The following is a 17,627-nucleotide window of genomic DNA, read 5'->3' as shown; positions in this document are numbered from 1 at the left end:
CGTGAGCGCCCAGCCCCCCGCGGCGCCGTCTGTGGCGGGCCAGGGCGCGGAGGGTCCCGCGGATATGCCGGCTCTGCGGGTGCTGGCGGCGGAAGACAACAGCGTCAACCAGCTCGTCCTGGCCACCCTGCTGGGGCAGATGGGTGTGGAGCCGGCCTTTGTCAGCGATGGGGTCGCCGCCCTGGACGCTTGGCGGCGCGAGGCCTGGGACCTGATCCTGATGGACGCCCAGATGCCGGTCATGGACGGTCTGGAAGCCACGCGGCGGATCCGCGCCGAGGAGGGGCGGACGGGGCGCCCGCGCACCCCGATCATCGCCCTGACAGCCAACGCCCTGAACCACCAGGTGGCCGAATACGCCGCCTGCGGGATGGATCAGGTGGTGCCCAAGCCTATCGAGATCGCCCGGCTGGTGGAGGCCATGAACGCGGTGCTGGCGGCCTGACGACCGCCGGGGCTCAGCGCTTGACCCCGAGCCAGATGACGTGTCGCGCCCCGCGGCCGCCCTTGCGGGCGGGCACGCGGAGCACCTCGGCGGCCAGACCGCTGCGGCGCAGACGGCGGGTGAAGCCTTCATCGGGGGCCGAGGACCAGACGGCCAGCACGCCCCCCGGCCTCAGAGCCGCCCGGGCCCTTGCCAGGCCCGGCAGGTCATAGAGGGCGTCATTGGCCCGGCGGGTGAGGCCCTCGGGGCCGTTGTCCACATCCAGCAGGATGGCGTCCCAGGCGGCGGGCGTCTCGGCGATCAGCGGCCCCACATCGCCCAGGTGGATCGCCACCCGCGGATCGTCCAGGCAGCCGCCGAACACCCCGGCCAGGGGGCCGCGCGCCCAGGCGGCCACCGCCGGCACGAGTTCGGCCACCGTCACCTGGGCGTCAGTGGGCAATGCGGCCAGGGCGGCCCTGAGAGTGAAGCCCATCCCGAGCCCACCGATGAGGATGTGCGGCGCAGGGCGCGGCGCCAGGCGCTCCCAGGTCAAGGTGGCGAGAGCCTCTTCGGAGCCGGAGAGGCGGCTGTTCATCAGCTCGATGGCGCCGGCCATGATGGAGAATTCGGTGTCCCTGCGCATCAGGCGCAACTCGCCGCCGTCGTCGGGCATCTGGGCGGTGTCGAGACAGATCCAGGGCTTCATGCTGTGGTCTTAGGCCGCCACGCCCCAACGCAAAAGCCCCGCCGCTGAAGCTTCAGCGACGGGGCTTTCGGGTGTCGCTCGCCTGCGGCGCGCGACGAGAGGCGGGTCAGATCCGCGAGGGAATGACCACCTTCATGGACTCATAGCCCTTCACGAAGGTCGAATAGACGCGCTTGGGCTCGGACACGACCTGGATGTCAGGGAAGCGCTTCATGATCTCTTCCCAGATGATCTGCAGTTGCAGTTCGGCCAGACGATTGCCGACGCAACGGTGGATGCCGAACCCGAAGGAGATGTGCTGGCGCGGACGCTCCCGGTCGATGATGTAGGAGTCGGGGTTCTCGATCACCTCGTCGTCCCGGTTGCCCGAGACGTACCACATGACGACCTTGTCCCCTTCCTTGATCTGCTTGCCGCCGAACTCGAAGTCCTGGGTGGCGCGCCGACGCATGTGGGCCAGCGGGGTCTGCCAGCGGATGGTCTCGGAGACCATGGACGGGATCAGGCCCGGGTTCTCCCGCAGCTTCTTGTACTGGTCGGGGTTCTGGTTCAGCGCCAGGACCGAGCCGGTGATGGTGTTACGGGTGGTGTCGTTGCCGCCCACGGTCAGCAGCACGATGTTCCCGAAATACTCCCGCGGGGACATGTTCCGGGTGGCCTCGCCATGGGCGAGCATGGAGATCAGGTCGCCGGTGGGGTCGGCGTTCACCCGCTGGTTCCACAGCTCGGTGAAGTAGGCGTGGTAATCGAGGAAGATCTGCATCTTCTCTTCGATGGTGTCGATCAGGCCATGACCGGGCACGGCGGTGACCACGTCGGACCAGTAGGTCAGCTTGCGGCGGTCCTTCTGGTCGATCCCGAACAGGGTGGCCAGAGTCATGGCCGTCAGTTCCATCGACACCTTGTCGACCCAGTCGAACTCTTCGCCGATGGGCAGCTCGTCCAGGATCTTGGCCGCGCGCTCGCGGATCAGCGGGCCCAGGATCTGCAGGTTGGCCGGCGAGACGGCCGGGCTGACCGTCTTGCGCTGGATGTCATGCTTGGGCGGGTCCATGGCGATGAACATGGGCAGCGGACCCTCTTCGCCGTCCTGATCGGCGATGGTGATGCCCGGCTCGGAGGAGAACACCTGATGATTGGTGTCCACGGCCATGATGTCGTTGTACTTGGTGATCGACCAGTAGGGGCCGTATTCGCTCTCGGCGGTGAAGTGGACCGGGTCTTCCTTCCGCAGCCGTTCGAAATAGGGCCACATGGTGTTGGACTCGAACAACGCAGGCTGAGCCGGGTTCAGCTCGGCCAGGGGCGTGGCGTAGGCCTTGGCCCGCGCATCCTTCAGAATATCAACCGAACCGTCCGCCATGGGGAATCCTCCAGATTTTGACCCTTGATACCCGAAAGATGACGCAGGCGTCAACTTTTTCGCGCGACCCCCTTACCGGCGGGTCCTGATGTCGGCGGAGTTCCAGTTCATCCCGGTCGGCGCCCCCGACGACCCGCGCATCGAACCCTTCACCCAGGTTCGGGAACGCGACCTGGTGGGCCGCCGCGGCCTGTTCGTCGCCGAGGGGGAGGTGGTCCTGCGCCGGCTGGTGCGCTCGCCCGCCCATCGCCCCGTCGCCTTCTTGTGCGCCCAGGGGCGCGCCGAGCGAATGGAGGCCATTCTAGAGCAGGGTATGGCGCAGCTTGGCGGGTCTAGCCCGCCGGGCCATACAGCAGATTCGTCGCCCGAACCCCTGCCGGTCTATGTGGCCCCACAGTCGGTGATGGATGAGATCGTCGGGTTTCCCATCCACCGGGGGCTGCTGGGCCTGGGTCGGCGGGTCGATCGGCCGGTCCGGCCGCTGCTGGCGGGTTTGCCGGAGCGGGCCTTGGTGGTTGCGCTGCACGGCATTTCCAACCACGACAATATGGGCGGCATCTTCCGCAACGCCGCGGCCTTCGGCGTGGACGCGGTGGTGCTGGACGCCACCTGCTGCGACCCGCTCTATCGGAAGGCGCTGCGGGTGTCGGTGGGCGCGGCTCTTGAGACGCCCTTCGCCCGCCTGGCGCCGGGGGATGATCTGGTGAGCGTCCTGATCGAGGCCGGCCTCACGCCCACAGCCCTCAGCCCGTCGGGGGCCTCGGTGCTCGCCGGATGGACGCCGCCTTCGCGCGCGGCCGTGCTTCTGGGGGCGGAAGGACCTGGCCTGCCGGCCGAGGTGTTGCGCCGATGTCAGGCGCTGGGCGAAACCCTGGCCATTCCCATGGCCGCAGGGTTCGATTCTCTGAATGTCGCCACCACCAGCGGGATCGTGCTCCACCACATGGCGGCGGCTCGCAACGCCTAGAACAGCGCCGGCGCGCGCAGAACAACCATCCACAGCAGGGTCGAGGCGGCGACGGTGAAAAGAACGGTTTCCCGCGCCGTCCAGTGATCGCTGCGGGGCATGACCGCGATGTGGCCGCCCGATGCCTGCCCGTGTCTTGCGAAGGCCTGAGCCATAAGCGTGTTCCTCCTGTTGCGTCTTGCAACGCCGCTTTTCACGGCCTGGTTCCGCAAGAGATAGGTGTTCGCCCCTGGGACGCGAGTCCTTTGAGGCCCCCCGCGCCAATCCGTCTCAGTCCTGAGCGGCGCTCGTGGCGCGGGGGGCTGAGACTGGACTTCATGGCCAATGTGGCGCCCAATTGCGATCTCTCTAGTGTCCGGGATGATCCGCCGCCCATGGTCTGGTCCGACGCCGCCGCCCGCCGCCGCTATCATGTGGGGAATCTGAGGGCCCAGCTTCTGGAGGAGGCCCGCGCCATTCTGGCCGAGCAGGGCCTGGCTCAGCTCAACCTGCGCAGCCTGGCCGGGCGCACGGGCATCGCGCCGGGATCGGTCTATCACCACTATGAGGGCAAGGCCGAGCTTCTGGCGGAGCTGGCGGCCGTGGGCTTCCAGGAACTCGAATCAAGCCTCAAGCAGGCCCAGGCCGAAGCCCAGCCCGGCTCGCGCATCCGCACCCTGGCGCGGGCCTATTTCGCCTTTTCCCGCGACGAGCCCGCCTTGTTCACCCTGATGTTTGAACCTGCCGTGGCCCTCCATCCGCGGGTGGAGGGCGCGCGTGACCGCTGCTTCGCCGTGCTCGCCTCTGCGGTGGCGGTGGCGCTGCCGGCCCGTCAGGACCCGGCGGAGATCGAGAAGATCGCCCGCGCGGTCTGGGCCTCGGCGCATGGCGCCGCCTCCCTGAGGCTGGCCGAGCGGTCCGGCGATGATGAGCTGATGGAGGACGTGATCCTCGGCCTGGAGCTGCTCTTCGGTCGCCGTTAAAGCGTGTTCAGGTCCTGGCCCACGACTCAGGCGGCGGGCTCGAGTTCATCGCGCATCATCTCCAGGGCCACCTCCAGCGCGCCCTGTCGGATGCGCGCCCGTCCGACGTCGCCGAAATGGACCACCCGGTGGCGCAGCCCCCGGTGTCGGCGCGCGGTGGCGAAGTGCACAAGTCCGGGTTCGTCCTTCGGTCCAGGCCCAGGGCCCGCAAATCCGGTGATGGCGGCCACGAGATCGGCTTTAGAGCGCTCCAGGGCCCCGCGGGCCAGGGCGAGCGCGCAGGGGGCGGATACCGCCCCGTCCTGCTCCAGAATGTCGGCCGGAACGCCCAGCACCTCGTGCTTGGCGGCCTCCGTATAGACGACGAAGCCGCGCTCGAAGGCGTGACTGCAGCCGGGAATGTCGGTCAGAAGGCTGGCCAGCATCCCGCCGGTGCAGCTTTCGGCGCTGGCGAGTTTCAGATCCCGCGCACAGGCCAGCTCCAGGACCTGGCGCGCCAGGGCGTCAAGTTCGGGAGGGACGGCCAGGGACAGGGCTTCGGCCATGGGACGCTCGCTTGCGGTCTGGAGGGCGCGGATGCCGCGGGAGGGTCAAACTCTGTGGCGGGCGCCTCTGTTCCCCTTGATTTCCGTCGCGCGGGTCGGTGCTTAGGCCCATGAGCACGCCCATGAGAGTCGATGTGGCCGGGGCCGGGGTCCTGGGCCTGGCCTGCGCCCTGGTTTTGGCGCGGGCGGGCGTGCGGGTGCGCGTCTTTGACCCTGCGCCTGCAGGCCAGAACGCCTCGGGGGTCGCCGCCGGCATGCTGGCTCCGGCCAGCGAGGCCCTGACCGATCCGGCCGCCGCCCCGCACCTGGCCCTGTTGAGCGCCGCTCGGGACGCCTGGCCCGCCTTCGCCCAGACCTTCGGCCTCGATCTCGATCGCTCCGGCGCGGTGCTGGTGGGCGACGAGGCCCGGCTGGAGGGGCTGAGCAGACAGGCCGCGACGCTCGGGTTGGCCCTGCAGCCGCTGGGGCGGGCGGACCTGCCGCCGCTGCCGGGGGGAATCTCCGCGCGCATGGGGGGCGGGTTCCTGACCCTGGACGACTGGCGGATCGAGGCGCAGGCTTCGATCCTCAGCATGGCGTCCCGGGCGCGGGACCTGGGGGTGACCTTTGTCGCCGAGCCCCTGCCGCCTTCGGACGCCGACGCCCTGGTGCTGGCCGGGGGTCTCTCGGAGGGCCTTACGGGCCAGGCGCCGGAGCTTGCGGGCTTAAGGCCCATCCGCGGCCATATCCTCGTCTGCGAGTCCCCGGCCTATGGGGGTCCGGTGATCCGAGGGGCGGGGGCCTATGCGGCCCCGGCCGGGGCGGGCCTGCTCATCGGCGCCACCATGGAGCCCGGCGAGGCGACGGCCGAGGTTTCCCCCGCCGTGGCCGCGGCCCTGGCCGCCCAGGCCGAGCAGAGCTTTCCGGGAATCGGCGTCTGGCCGTGGACGGCTCAGGCGGGCGTGCGGGCGGCCGCCCCCGACGGCCTGCCGCTCGTGGGGCGTTCGGTCTCCGGCGCGTTCATCTGCGCCGGCGCCCGGAGGAATGGCTGGCTGATCGCGCCCCTGGCGGCGCAGCTGATCGCCGACCTCGTGCTGGACCGGGCTCCAGGGTCCTGGGCGCGGGCGCTCGATCCCCGCCGCTTCGCCGCCTGAGCGCCGAGGGAGAGCGCCCTCGGCGAACGTGGTTAGCGGGCCGTTAACCATGTCCGCGCCATGGGAGAAGGCATGACGGTTCAGGGCCTCAGAGGCGCGGTCGAGACGGCGATCCAGCGCGCATCCAGCGCGACGGGGGTCGATTTCACCTTCCTCATGCGTACGGCCCACCGGGAGAGCGGCTACAACCCCCAGGCCAAGGCCCGGACCTCCTCGGCGGCGGGCCTCTTCCAGTTCGTGGAGCAGACCTGGCTCGCCACGCTGAAGCAGCACGGCGCCAAGTACGGCTATGCCCGCTATGCCGAGCTGATCGAAAGGGGATCTGACGGCCGCTACCGCGTGCCCGGCGCCGAGGCGCGCAAGACCGTCATGGACCTGAGGTTCGATCCGCACGCCGCCTCGCTGATGGCCGGCGAACTGGCCACCGACCATGCGGCCTATCTGCGCGGACGCGTGGGCCGCCAGCCCACGGCCGGCGAACTCTACGCCGCCCATTTTCTGGGGCCGCAGGGTTCGGCGCGGCTGATCGAGGCGGTGCGCAGCCAGCCAGGCGCCAGCGCCGCGACCCTGTTCCCTGACGCCGCCCGCGCCAACCGGCCCATCTTCTACAAGGACGGCCGGGCCGCCACCGTGGCCGAGGTCTATGCCAATCTCACCCGCACCGGCGGGGCGGGCGAGGCGATCGGCCCGCGGGGGGGCGAGGCCCAGGACAGCGGCTTCATCCAGTACGCCTCAGCCCGCCGCGCCGAAGTCTTGCGCCAGCAGGAAGCTCTGGTGGACCTGATCCTGCGCGGCTCCCAGGGCTCGGAGGATCAGGGCCTGGGCGCGCGCCTGGGCGGCTCCATGTTCTCCTCCGAAATGCTCCGCCTGCTCTCCGAGGCGCGGGAAGGGAGCTGACGCCCCCTCAGGCGGCCGCGCCGGCTTCCACCATGGCGGCGATCTCCTGGGGTGAGTAGCCGATCTCCGCCAGCACCTGGGCGGTGTGCGCCCCCAAGGCGGGCGGCGCGGGCCGCGGCCCCTGCGGCACACCGGGAAAGAGGGCCGGGGCGGCGGGAGAGGGCCAGCTTCCCCCCTGGCCGTCCTCCACCTCCACAAGGGCCCCGGCCGCCTCCACCTGCGGGTCGGCGGCCACCTCGGCGGGGGTCTGAACCGGCGCCCAGACCAGATCGGCCTCGTCCAGCCGGCGGGTGATCTCCGTCCAGGGCAGGGCGGCGAAGGCCGCGTCGAACTCGGCCGTCAAAGCAGCGGTATTCTCCTTGCGCAGGCGCCCCGAGGCGAAGCGCGGATCATCCTGCAGGTCCGGTCGACCGGCGGCCTTTGTCATGGCGGCCCAGTCCACCGATCCGCCGCGGGGATTGGTCACGAACCAGCGCCCGTCCTGGCTCTGGAAGAAGTTGGCCAGAGGGTTCAGCGGCTCCCGCCGCGAGCGGTTCGACGCGAGCCGCCCGAAGCGCAGCTGAACCGCCAGGTCGGAGCCCACCGTATAGACCCCCGTGGCCAGGAGCGAGGTCTGCACCAGGCGGCCCCGCCCGGTCTGTTCCCGCTCATAGAGCGCCGCCAGTATGGCCGAGGTGGTGGCCAGCGAGGTGATGTGGTCGCCAAAGCCGGTGCGCAGCAGGAAGGGATCCTCGCCCTTGGGCGTGGTCATCCGCGCCACACCGGCCCGGGACCAGAAGGCGGTGACGTCGAAGCCCGGCTTGTGGGCGTCCGGTCCCTCCAGGCCGTAGCCTGTGACCAGGGCGTAGATCAGGCGTGGATTGGCCGGCCGCAGGCTGGCCTCGTCCAGGCCCGCCCGGGCGAGCGCGGCGGGCCTGACATTGGTCAGGAAGATGTCGGCCTCTCCCGCCAGCCGGGCCACGGCCTCGCGCCCCTGGGGCTTGGAGATGTCGAGCACCACCGAGCGCTTGCCCCGGTTGTCCATCTCGAAGGTGGGATTGGCGCCCAGCTCGCTCTTGGCGTCGGCGAAGACGTGCCGCATGTCGTCGCCCCCGGGGCGCTCGATCTTGACGACGTCGGCGCCCCAGTCGCCCAGAATGCCCGCCGCGCCCGGGGCGGCGATGTAGGTGGCGAACTCCACCACCTTCAGACCCTTCAACAACACGCTTCAATCCTCCCGCCGGCGTCTTCGTGGGCACGCCTTGTGGGGGCGATACTGGCGGGGTGGAGGCGGGGTGGAAAGGGCGTTCAGGCGCTGTGGCGCAGAAGTCCCTGGCGCTCAGGGGCGGTGGCGTCGGCCACGGCGCGGGCCACGGCGGTCACGCTCACCGGCTTGCGCAGCACGGTGTCGGCGCCGGCCCGGCTGCAGGCGACGGCTTCGTCGGCGTCGCCGCCGATCACCGCAATGATGGGCAGGTGGCGGGCCGGCCCCTCCAGCTGACGAATGGCTTCGGTGGTCTCCGGCCCATCCAGGCCCGGCATACGCCCGTCGATCAGAGCGAGGTCGAACTCGCACACCTTGGCCAGGTCCAGGGCGCGGCGGCCGTCGACCGCGTGCACCACCTGGTGGCCCAGCTGTTCCAGGACCGCGCGCATCATGGCGGCGTTGAGCGCGTCGTCCTCGGCCATCAGGATTTTCAACCGGCGCGGCTCGCCGCCAGCCTCCATCAGAGGCGCCTCGTCCTGCGGTTCGGCCAGCGGCGCCCCATGCGGATCGAAGGGCAGCTCGAGACGGAAGCAGCTGCCGACCCCCGGCGCGCTCGTGGCGCTCAGCTCGCCGTTCATCAGCCGGGCCAGCTGCCGCGACAGGGACAGGCCCAGGCCCGCGCCCGGCACCCCGGCGCTGGTGCGCTCCACCCGGTGGAAGGCCTCGAAGGCGCGGTCCATCTCTTCGGGCGTCAGGCCAGGACCGGTGTCGGCGATCTCGATGGCCAGTCGCCCGGCCTCGGTCATCTCCACCCGGGCCTCCACCCGGCCGCGCAGGGTGAACTTCACCGCATTGCCGATCAGATTGGCCAGGATCTGGCGCACTCGTGCAGCATCGCCCAGGGCGGCCCCGCCAAGGGCCATCACCTCGGGCGCCACGTGGAAGGTCATCTCCAGGCCTTTGGCGCCCGCATGGGGCCTGTGCAGCAGCACCAGGTCGCGCACCAGGGCCGGCGCGTCCACGGGGCGGATGTCCACCGCCAGGCGGCCGGCCTCGGCGGTTTCGGAGTCCAGGGTGGTGTTGAGCACCGCGATCAGGTCGTTGACGGCGTCCAGGGCCGCCGACAGCTGCTCCCGCGAGGGCGCGGCCCGGCCGTTGCGGCCGGCGGCGGAGGCCAGCACATGGGCCACCCCCGTCAGGCCGTTGCGAATCTCGTGCGAGAGGGTGGCCACCAGGTCGGACTTGGACCTGGCGAGGCGGCTGGCCTCCTCGGTTCGTCCCGCCCGGTCGGCGATCAGCACTTCGCGCTCGCTGGCCATGGCGAACTGCCGGCGCAGGATGCGGTTCAGGATCAGGGCCAGCGCGAAGGCCAGGGCCACGGCCCCCCAGGCCACGGTGGCCAGAGTTTCCGCCCCCGGACCCAGGAACAGGGCCGCCAGCGGCCCGGCCGCCGCCGTCGAGCCGACGATCAGCAGGCTCGGAAGCCAGGGGGCGGTGAAGAAGATGCACACCACCGAGGCGGCCACGGCGGTCATCATCAGGACATCGCGCATGGGTCCGGCGCCGTCGGCGAAGGCCGCCACCTGGCCCACCGAACCGGCCCAGATCAGGCCTACCAGCACATGGACCCGGGCCCGCAGGCGCAGATCCTCCGCAGCGGGACTGCGCAGCCAACCCACGGCGGCGTAGGTGGCCGCACAACCGATGGCGAAGAGGGCGAAGCTGGCCGTCATCCAGGCGGCGTTGGGCGCGTGCGAACCCGCCCACACATAGATGGGCAGGCTGACGGCGAAGGTCGCCAGGGCGTAGGGCAGCAGGGCGGTCTGCGCCTCCAGCGCCTGCTGCGTCAGGGATTGTCCGCCACGGGGGGCGAACCTCTGAGAATCGGCATTCATATGCACGGACAAAACCCCTGGCGGCGACGCCCGCAAAGGTAGTGGGTCAGGGTTGGCGGGGGGTTACGCAACAGCGTTAATCCACAGGCGGCGGTGCAACGCTCCGTTAAGCCTAACCAATCATTGTCATGGGGCGGGATGGGAGCCCCGCGCGAGGGAGGGCGCATGACGACGACGCGGGCGGCGCTGACCGAAGACGACATCCGCACCCTGGTTCGCGGCGCCACCGCCGACGAGCGCGCCCTGGTGGCCCACAAGCTGTGCCGACGCATGGAGACCCAGCCCCTGGGGGATGACGAGCGCGCCCTGGCTCAGGAAATCCTCCGTGTCATGGCCGACGACGCCGCCGAACTGGTGCGCCGGGCCCTGGCGGTGACCCTGCGCAGTTCGCCTCTGATCCCCCGCGACGTGGCCCTGAAGCTGGCCCGGGACGTGGAGAGCGTCTGCCAGCCGATCCTCAGCTTCTCTCCGGCCTTCACCGACGACGACCTGGCCGAGATCGTCCGCCTGGGCGGGCCGGTGCGCCAGGTGGCCATCGCCAAGCGGCCCCGCCTCTCGCGCCGGGTGACCAAGGCCATCGTGGAGAACGGGGTCGAGCGGGCGGTCGAGGTGGCCTGCGCCAACGACAACGCCGAATTCGCCGACAGCACCCTGGCCGAGGTGCTGGCCCGGTTCGAAAAATCCGAACGCGTCCTGGCGGCGGTGGCCTATCGCCAGGTCCTGCCCCTGGCCATCACCGAGAAGCTGATCGACCTGGTGGGCGACCAGGTCCGCGACCATCTGCTGACCCATCATCCCGTTTCCCCGGAACTGGCCCTGCAGATCGCCACCGGGGCCAAGGAGCGGGCCACGGTCGACCTGGTGGATCAGGCCGGACGGGCGGCGGATCTCAAGGCCTTTGTCGCCCATCTGAACCGCAACGAACGCCTGACCGCCTCCCTGCTGCTGCGGGGGCTGGCCCATGGCCATATGGCCTTCTTCGAGTGGGGCCTGGCGGAGCTCGCAGGCGTGCCGCATCATCGCACCTGGCTGATGATCCACGACGCCGGTCCGCTCGGTCTGAAGGCCATCTATGAGCGGGCGGGGCTGCCGGCCCGACTCTTCCCGGCCTTCCGCGCCGGCGTGGACACCTTCCACGCCATGGAGATGGAGGGGGCGACCCGGGACCGCGACCGGTTCCAGAAGAAGATGCTGGAGCGCTTCCTCACCCAGCCCCATGTGGGCGGCCGGGAGGACGCCGACTATCTGCTGCAGCGCATGGACCGCCTGGCCGAGCGCCCCGCGGAGGCCGTGCTGAGCGCCTGAGCCGCGCAAAAAACCTGGCTGGTCAGGCTGAAGAGCCCAGGCCAAGGTCCGACCTATGGAAACGCCGAAAGAGGGCGGGATTCGACCCGCCTCGACCCTGATCCTGCTGCGCGACGCGCCAGGTTACGAGGTGCTGATGGTGCAGCGGCACCACCAGATCGACTTCGCCTCCGGCGCCCTGGTCTTTCCCGGCGGCAAGACCCACGCCGGCGATCATGACGAGGCCTGGCAGGGCCATATCATCGCCGCCGGCGACGGGGTGGACCAGCAGGCCCTGCGCATCGCCGCCATCCGGGAGGTCTTCGAAGAGGCCGGCCTGCTCCTGGCCCGCGACCTCGACGGCCGGCCGTTGGAAATCGAGCCCTGTCCCCTGGACCTCAGGGCGTCGGTGGACCGGGGCGAGACGCCGTTCCTGGAGGTGGTGCGCAGCTATGGCGTCCGGCTCGACCTGGCGGCCCTCGACATCTTCGCCCGGTGGATCACCCCGCCGGTGACGCCCAAGCGGTTCGATACCTGGTTCTATGTGGCGCGCGCGCCGGAAGGCCAGCTGGCGGTGTGCGATGGCCGTGAGACTGTGGACGCCTGCTGGATCGCGCCCGATGCGGCCCTGGCCGATGCGGCCGAGGGCCGTCGCAAGGTGGTCTTTCCCACCCGCATGAATCTGCAACTGCTGGCGAAGGCGCGGAATTCAGACGGCGCCATCGAGGCCGCGCGGTTGCGGCCAAGGATCGCGGTCGAGCCGGAGATTCGGCGGCAAGAGGGGGGCGCCCTGCTGGTTCTGCCGGAGGCGGCGGGCTACGGCGCGGTGGCCGAGCCCTTCGTCCCGGGCATGTAGGGCTTGGGTCAGACCAGGCCGGAGGCCGCCACGCGGCGTTCCAGTTCCTCGACCAGGATCTTCCCCACCGGGTGGTCGTCGGTCTTGATGCTGTCGCGCACGGCGGCCTTGATCCCGTCGATATGGGCGTCGATCAGCACCATGGGCGCCTGCAGGCGCTTGTCCTTGTCGTCGATCAGCTTGCACAGCGAGGCGGCCATGCGGGTGATGATCGGAAACTCATAGGTGGCGCCCAGGCCTTTAAGATCATGGGCGCGCAGATAGAGCGTCTCCAGGGTCTCAGGCGTGGCGCCCAGGGTCTTGACCTGCGAGCGGGCCGTTTCGAGCTTGGTGATCTCGTCCTGCAGCCAGGCGGCGAAGTTCCCCGACAGGCTCTTGAGCGCCGCCTCGGCCTTGGCGATGGCCCCGGCGTCCACAGCCCCGAACCGGCCGCCCACGCGCAGGCGAAGGGTGTTGGGAACCTGAATGACCTGACCGGTTTGCGGCTGACTCACGACCATCTCCTTCTGGGATGCTTAAGCGCAACTGTAGGACGCAGTCGTTAACAAGGCATGAGATGGGATCAGCCGGAAAACTGCTCGGCCAGCACCCGTTCCTCCAGGCTCCGCCCGGCGTCGAACAGCATGACGAGGCTGATGTCCCGGTTCTCCGCCACGTGAACCTCCAGCACGTCGCGAACCTCGAAATTGTCGGCCACCGCGCTCACAGGGCGCTTGTCGGCCTCCAGTATCTCGAAGCTCACCCGCGCCCCGTGCGGCAGCAGCGCCCCGCGCCAGCGCCGGGGGCGGAAGGCGCTGATGGGCGTCAGGGCCAGGACCTTGGCGTCCAGGGGAATGATCGGGCCATGCGCTGAGAGGTTGTAGGCCGTCGAGCCCGCCGGGGTCGCCACCAGGGCCCCGTCGCAGGAGAGTTCGTTCAGCCGGACCTTGCCGTCGATGGAGATCCGCAGCTTGGCCGTCTGGCGGGTCTGGCGCAGCAATGACACCTCGTTGATGGCGAGCGCCCGGTGCTGGCGCCGGCGCGCGTCCACCGCCACCATGCTCAAGGGGTGGATCACCGCCCGCTCGGCCGCGTTGATCCGCTCTAGCAGATCATCGGCGCTGTATTCGTTCATCAGGAAGCCGACGGACCCGCGGTTCATGCCGTAGATCGGCTTGGGCGCCCCCATGTTGCGATGCAGGGTCTCCAGCATGAAGCCGTCGCCCCCTAGGGCGACGATCACCTGGGCCTGGTCCTCGGGCGTCTGGCCATAGCGCTTGGTGAGCGCCTTGAGCGCGTCCTGCGCCTCGGGCCGGTCGCTGGCGGCGAAGGCCACCCGAGTCACGAAGGGTTCGGCTTTGAACATGGAGCCGCACAAGCCGGAAGCGCGCCGGGCTTGTCAAATCCCAAGAGGCTCCACGTCCCGGTTCGGCTCAACGAACCAGGGACGACACCGCCTGCCGAAATGCGGCCGAGGAAATCTGGGGCGAGAACGGGCCAAAGGCGCTGAGCGCGCGGCGGGCGCCTTCCTCGCCGCCCCCCGGGCGGCCGCCATTGATGGCGCGCACCAGCTCCAGAACGGTGGGAAAGACGCTGCGGTCGATGCCGACCGCCGCGCAGGCCAGGGCGAGAAGTTCCGGGCGGTCGCTGTCGATGGCCGCCCGGACCAGCTCCGGCGGAAACCCGCCGAGCGTGGACAGGGCGCCGACGAACAGGCTCAGCCGCTCCTCACGCAGGGCGCGTAGCAGATAGCCGGGACGAAGTTGGCCGGCCGCCGCCAGCTTGGCCAGCAGACGGGTCTCCATGAGCTCGCGCTCATCGTCTTTCTCCATGACGACGGCGGCGGAACCGCCGCCGTCCGAAGACGGGGCGCTGGCGGAATGGGCCTCGCCCACCGCCTCGGCCAGCACGCGGTCCAGCACGGCCGGATCGAGCCGGAAGCGGGTCAAGAGGCTCTGGCGCAGGGACTGGCCGACCCAGACATAGAGCTGCAGGGCCAGATCCTCGGTCAGTTCAGGCCGGCGCGCCAGGGGCGAGCGCAGGGCGGCCACCCGGCGCGAGGCCTTGACCAGGGCGGCCATGTCGCCGCTGTCCAGGGCCGTCTGGGTGTTGCCGGCCAGGGCGGTCAGCACTGCAGGCTCGGCCTGGCGCAGGATTTCGGCCACGACGGGACGCCCCAGGCCCGGACGCCTGGCCACCTCGATCTGGTGCTCCACCGTGGCTTCCACCAGCAGACGCACGAGGTCGGCGTCCTGAAGGACGGGGCTCAGCGCGATGACCGGCCGGGCGATCTCGATGTCGTCCAGGGCCAGGACGTTAATGAGGCCCGGCGGCGCCCAGTCGACGGCGGCCAATTTCTCGGTCAGCCTGCGGCGGATGTCCCGCTCAGCTTCCACCACCAGGCTCATGAAGATGGAGTTCAGCAGATCCTGCACCGGCGGGGCGGACATGATCTGCCGGCTCTCGGCCGCGTCGCAGAGCTCCACGACCGCCAGCAGCAGTCGCTCACGGTCGCCCGCAGAGCGGCTCTTGGCCAGATGGAGGAGCTCCTCGGTCTTGGCGACCACGTTCAAAACGACCTCCGGCCCAACGCGAGTTCCTGCGAAATCTGCGGGGGCCAAGTGAAGACATGCTTAAATGGGTACACCCAAAGTGTCGCAGTCGCCTGTGTCACTTCGTCCCGGCGGCCCCGATCTTGAGAGGTTAAGGCACATTGGCTGATTCCCGACAAAGTCCGGCGACGGAGCCGCTGATCCTGGCCCTGGACCAGGGCACGACCTCCACCCGCGCCATCCTTTTCGACAAGGCGGGTCACGCCCTGGGCGAAGCCTCCCGCCCGCTCGCCCAGCACTACCCTGCCGACGGCTGGGTGGAGCACGACGCCGAAGAGATCTTCCGGGCCAGCGTGGACGTGCTGCGGGAGGCGGTGAGCGGCGCGGGCCGGCAGATGTCGGAGGTGGCGGCCATCGGCATCACCAATCAGCGCGAGACGGTGGTGATCTGGGACAAGGCCACGGGCGCGCCCATCCACCGGGCCATCGTCTGGCAGGACCGGCGCACGGCGCAGGCTTGCCAGGCGCTGAAGGACGCCGGCGCCGAGGCGGAGGTGACCAAGATCACCGGCCTGCTCATCGATCCCTATTTCTCCGGGACCAAGATCGCCTGGCTGCTGGACCATGTCCCCGGCGCCCGGGCGCGGGCCGAGGCCGGCGAGTTGCTGGCCGGGACCATGGATTGCTGGCTTATCTGGAAGCTCACCGGCGGCGCGGTCCACGCCACCGACGCCACCAACGCCTCGCGCACCCTGCTGTTCGACCTTCGGGGCCAGGCCTGGTCACGGCCCATGCTCGACCTGCTGAAGGTCCCGCAGGCCCTGCTTCCGGAAGTGCGCGACTGCGCCGGCGATTTCGGCGAGACCGCGCCGGAATTCCTGGGGCGCGCCGTGCCCATTCGCGGCGTAGCCGGCGATCAGCAGGCCGCGCTCATGGGGCAGGGATGCGTCCGCCCCGGCGAGATGAAGGCCACCTATGGCACTGGCTGCTTCCTGCTGGTGAACACCGGAGAGTTCGCGCCCGTCTCCCAGGCGCGGCTGCTGACCACCGTCGCCGCCCGGGTCCAGGGCCGGACCACCTATGCCCTGGAGGGCGCCATCTTCATCGCCGGCGCGGCCATCCAGTGGCTGGTGGAGGGCCTGAAGGTCGGCTCGCCGGCCGAGGCCGAGGCCCTGGCGCGGCAGGCGCGGGCCGACAGCGGCGTGGTGATGGTGCCCGCCTTCACCGGCCTTGGCGCTCCCTGGTGGGACGCCCAGGCCCGCGGGGCGATCGTCGGGCTCACCCGTGATGCGGGCCTGGCCGAGATCTCCCTGGCCGCCTTCGACGCCTGCGCCCTGCAGACCGCCGACCTGATCGAGGCCATGCGGGCCGATGCGCCCCAGGCCTTCCAGGCCGGATCGGAGCTGCGGATCGACGGCGGCATGGCGCGCAGCGCCTGGTTCGCCCAGCGCCTGGCCGACCTTACCGGCCAGGCCGTCGCCCGGGCGCGCTATGAAGAGACCACCGCCCTGGGCGCGGCCCTGTTCGCGGGGCTCGGCGCGGGTCTCTACCCCTCGCTGGAGGCCGCCGCCGCCGCCCGGCCGCAGACCGACCCGTCCGCCCCCCAGAGCTCGGCGCCCGCCCGTCAGGCCGCGCGGACCCGGTGGCGGGCGGCCGTGGCCCGGGTCTCGTCCGGCGCGGCGTGAGCGGCCCTGGGCGCGCACGGCTTCGCCATGCTTGACGCGGGGCGGGGAGGGGAGGACTCTCCGCCTCGAAGATTAAAGACATAAAGGGAGGCCGCCATGGCCGATGGTTCCGCGGGCGTGATCACGTCCCTCAAAGGCAAGGTCAGCGCCGAGGAGTGGCAGACGCGGGTGGATCTCGCCGCCCTCTACCGCCTGGTGGCTCTCCATGGGTGGGATGATCTGATCTACACCCACATCTCCGCCCGGCTGCCGGGGCCCGATCACCACTTTCTGATCAATCCGTACGGCATGCTCTTCGACGAGATCACCGCCTCGTCCCTGGTGAAGATCGATCTGGAGGGGAACATCCTCCAGGACACCCCCTACTTCATCAATCCGGCGGGCTTCACCATCCACTCGGCGATCCATGACGCCCGCGAGGACGCCAAGTTCGTCATGCACCTGCACTCCGACCAGGGCGTCGCGGTGGCCGCGCAGAAGGAGGGGCTTCTGCCCCTGTCCCAGCACGCCCTGATCGTGCTGCCGCGGCTGGCCTATCACGACTATGAAGGCATTGCGCTGAACCTCGACGAGCGGGAGCGCCTGGTGGCCGATATCGGCGACAAGACCCTGATGTTGCTGAGGAATCACGGCACGCTCTCGGTGGGCGAAACCGCCGCCGAGTGCTGGGTCGGCATGTTCTATCTGGAGCGCGCCTGCAAGCAGCAGGTCATGGCCCTGTCGGCTGGCCGGGAGAATGTGCTGTTCGCGCCCGAGGCCTCTCAGAACGAGGTCCGCAGCCAGGTCGCCCGCGGGATCGGCGGCAAGCTCGCCTGGCCGGGATGCCTGCGCCGACTCGATCGGGAGATGCCCGGCTACGACGCCTGACCACGGCTGCCGGGGGCCGTGCGGAAAACTTCACCGTAAGGTCGCATCCGTCCGGGCGTTCTGTTCGAATTAAGGGCGATGGCGTCTGTGTTTCAGGGCTGACACGCAGCGCCATCGTTCTGTTACTGGACGCGGCGTAAGCCAACGCCTCGATTCCAGGAATCTCGTACCCCCATTCCGCCCCCAGTCGGGGCGACGGAGCCCGCATTGGTCAGACGCCACTTCTTCCTCGCCGGCGCGCTCGTCATCCTCGTGATCATGATGGTGGCCGGGGGCCTGCGCATCATCGGCGGCAATGAGGGACCGGGCGGTCCGGGGGGACC

Annotated in this window: 18 protein-coding genes; 9 read left to right on the top strand and 9 right to left on the bottom strand. The window is 70.1% G+C overall.

What is annotated here, in order from left to right; genetic code table 11:
- On the top strand, nt 1-445 hold a 445-nt coding region (locus V7D28_RS07575), incomplete at its 5' end, for a response regulator (protein WP_333586769.1).
- A gap of 13 nt (nt 446-458) precedes the next feature.
- On the opposite strand, the gene V7D28_RS07570 is transcribed toward V7D28_RS07575, so the two are convergent.
- Both V7D28_RS07570 and V7D28_RS07565 read right to left on the bottom strand, forming a co-directional pair.
- A complete protein-coding gene (locus tag V7D28_RS07570; RefSeq protein WP_333586768.1) occupies nt 459-1,133 on the bottom strand; it encodes a spermidine synthase in 675 nt (224 codons plus the stop codon).
- A gap of 106 nt (nt 1,134-1,239) precedes the next feature.
- Nucleotides 1,240-2,496 (bottom strand): cytochrome P450, encoded by a 1,257-nt coding sequence (locus V7D28_RS07565; protein WP_333586767.1) that lies wholly within the window; start codon nt 2,494-2,496, stop codon nt 1,240-1,242.
- An 88-nt stretch (nt 2,497-2,584) separates the two neighbouring features.
- On the opposite strand from V7D28_RS07565, the gene V7D28_RS07560 reads away from it, so the two are divergent.
- Nucleotides 2,585-3,463, top strand: coding sequence for a TrmH family RNA methyltransferase (locus V7D28_RS07560; RefSeq protein ID WP_333586766.1), 879 nt, complete (start codon nt 2,585-2,587; stop codon nt 3,461-3,463).
- Here the strand turns inward: V7D28_RS07560 and V7D28_RS07555 are convergent.
- Complete coding sequence (locus V7D28_RS07555) at nt 3,460-3,618, bottom strand: hypothetical protein (protein WP_333586765.1); 159 nt, start codon at nt 3,616-3,618, stop codon at nt 3,460-3,462. The genes V7D28_RS07560 and V7D28_RS07555 overlap by 4 nt on opposite strands.
- Nucleotides 3,619-3,780: 162 nt before the next feature.
- On the opposite strand from V7D28_RS07555, the gene V7D28_RS07550 reads away from it, so the two are divergent.
- Nucleotides 3,781-4,425 carry a TetR/AcrR family transcriptional regulator gene (locus V7D28_RS07550; protein WP_333586764.1) on the top strand — a complete coding sequence of 215 codons (645 nt, stop codon included), beginning with the start codon at nt 3,781-3,783 and terminating at the stop codon, nt 4,423-4,425.
- A 26-nt stretch (nt 4,426-4,451) separates the two neighbouring features.
- Here the strand turns inward: V7D28_RS07550 and V7D28_RS07545 are convergent, their stop codons facing one another.
- Entirely contained in the window at nt 4,452-4,970 is a 519-nt protein-coding gene (locus V7D28_RS07545; protein WP_333586763.1) for a CinA family protein, read from the bottom strand.
- Nucleotides 4,971-5,092: 122 nt separating this feature from the next.
- Here V7D28_RS07545 and V7D28_RS07540 point away from each other — a divergent pair, with 122 nt between their 5' ends.
- Nucleotides 5,093-6,103 carry an NAD(P)/FAD-dependent oxidoreductase gene (locus tag V7D28_RS07540; RefSeq protein ID WP_333586762.1) on the top strand — a complete coding sequence of 337 codons (1,011 nt, stop codon included), beginning with the start codon at nt 5,093-5,095 and terminating at the stop codon, nt 6,101-6,103.
- Nucleotides 6,104-6,175: 72 nt separating this feature from the next.
- Entirely contained in the window at nt 6,176-7,000 is an 825-nt protein-coding gene (locus V7D28_RS07535; RefSeq protein WP_333586761.1) for a transglycosylase SLT domain-containing protein, read from the top strand.
- A gap of 7 nt (nt 7,001-7,007) precedes the next feature.
- On the opposite strand, the gene V7D28_RS07530 is transcribed toward V7D28_RS07535, so the two are convergent.
- Nucleotides 7,008-8,204, bottom strand: a complete 1,197-nt coding sequence (locus V7D28_RS07530) for a CaiB/BaiF CoA transferase family protein (RefSeq protein WP_333586760.1) — start codon at nt 8,202-8,204, stop codon at nt 7,008-7,010.
- A gap of 83 nt (nt 8,205-8,287) precedes the next feature.
- Complete coding sequence (locus tag V7D28_RS07525) at nt 8,288-10,081, bottom strand: ATP-binding protein (RefSeq protein ID WP_333586759.1); 1,794 nt, start codon at nt 10,079-10,081, stop codon at nt 8,288-8,290.
- A 165-nt stretch (nt 10,082-10,246) separates the two neighbouring features.
- On the opposite strand from V7D28_RS07525, the gene V7D28_RS07520 reads away from it, so the two are divergent.
- Together V7D28_RS07520 and V7D28_RS07515 are read left to right on the top strand one after the other, a co-directional pair.
- Nucleotides 10,247-11,386: a DUF2336 domain-containing protein gene (locus V7D28_RS07520; RefSeq protein ID WP_333586758.1), complete on the top strand. Its 1,140-nt coding sequence runs from the start codon at nt 10,247-10,249 to the stop codon at nt 11,384-11,386.
- Between the two features lie 55 nt (nt 11,387-11,441).
- A complete protein-coding gene (locus tag V7D28_RS07515) occupies nt 11,442-12,221 on the top strand; it encodes an NUDIX hydrolase (protein WP_333586757.1) in 780 nt (259 codons plus the stop codon).
- Nucleotides 12,222-12,229: 8 nt separating this feature from the next.
- Here the strand turns inward: V7D28_RS07515 and V7D28_RS07510 are convergent, their stop codons facing one another.
- From V7D28_RS07510 to V7D28_RS07500, 3 genes are all read right to left on the bottom strand, one after another.
- Nucleotides 12,230-12,721, bottom strand: coding sequence for an Hpt domain-containing protein (locus tag V7D28_RS07510; protein ID WP_442957907.1), 492 nt, complete (start codon nt 12,719-12,721; stop codon nt 12,230-12,232).
- A 62-nt stretch (nt 12,722-12,783) separates the two neighbouring features.
- Entirely contained in the window at nt 12,784-13,566 is a 783-nt protein-coding gene (locus V7D28_RS07505) for an NAD kinase (protein WP_333586755.1), read from the bottom strand.
- Nucleotides 13,567-13,633: 67 nt separating this feature from the next.
- A complete protein-coding gene (locus V7D28_RS07500; RefSeq protein ID WP_333586770.1) occupies nt 13,634-14,767 on the bottom strand; it encodes a DUF2336 domain-containing protein in 1,134 nt (377 codons plus the stop codon).
- 146 nt (nt 14,768-14,913) lie between these two features.
- On the opposite strand from V7D28_RS07500, the gene glpK reads away from it, so the two are divergent.
- Both glpK and V7D28_RS07490 read left to right on the top strand, forming a co-directional pair.
- Nucleotides 14,914-16,437, top strand: coding sequence for a glycerol kinase GlpK (glpK, locus tag V7D28_RS07495; protein WP_333586754.1), 1,524 nt, complete (start codon nt 14,914-14,916; stop codon nt 16,435-16,437).
- Nucleotides 16,438-16,533: 96 nt separating this feature from the next.
- Nucleotides 16,534-17,304, top strand: a complete 771-nt coding sequence (locus V7D28_RS07490) for a class II aldolase/adducin family protein (protein ID WP_333586753.1) — start codon at nt 16,534-16,536, stop codon at nt 17,302-17,304.
- Nucleotides 17,305-17,627 lie beyond the last annotated feature (323 nt).

This window comes from Phenylobacterium sp. (assembly GCF_036723115.1).
Lineage (GTDB): Bacteria > Pseudomonadota > Alphaproteobacteria > Caulobacterales > Caulobacteraceae > Phenylobacterium.
The sequence above is the reverse complement of the archived record's forward strand: the minus strand, read 5'-3'. Positions and strand labels throughout refer to the sequence as shown.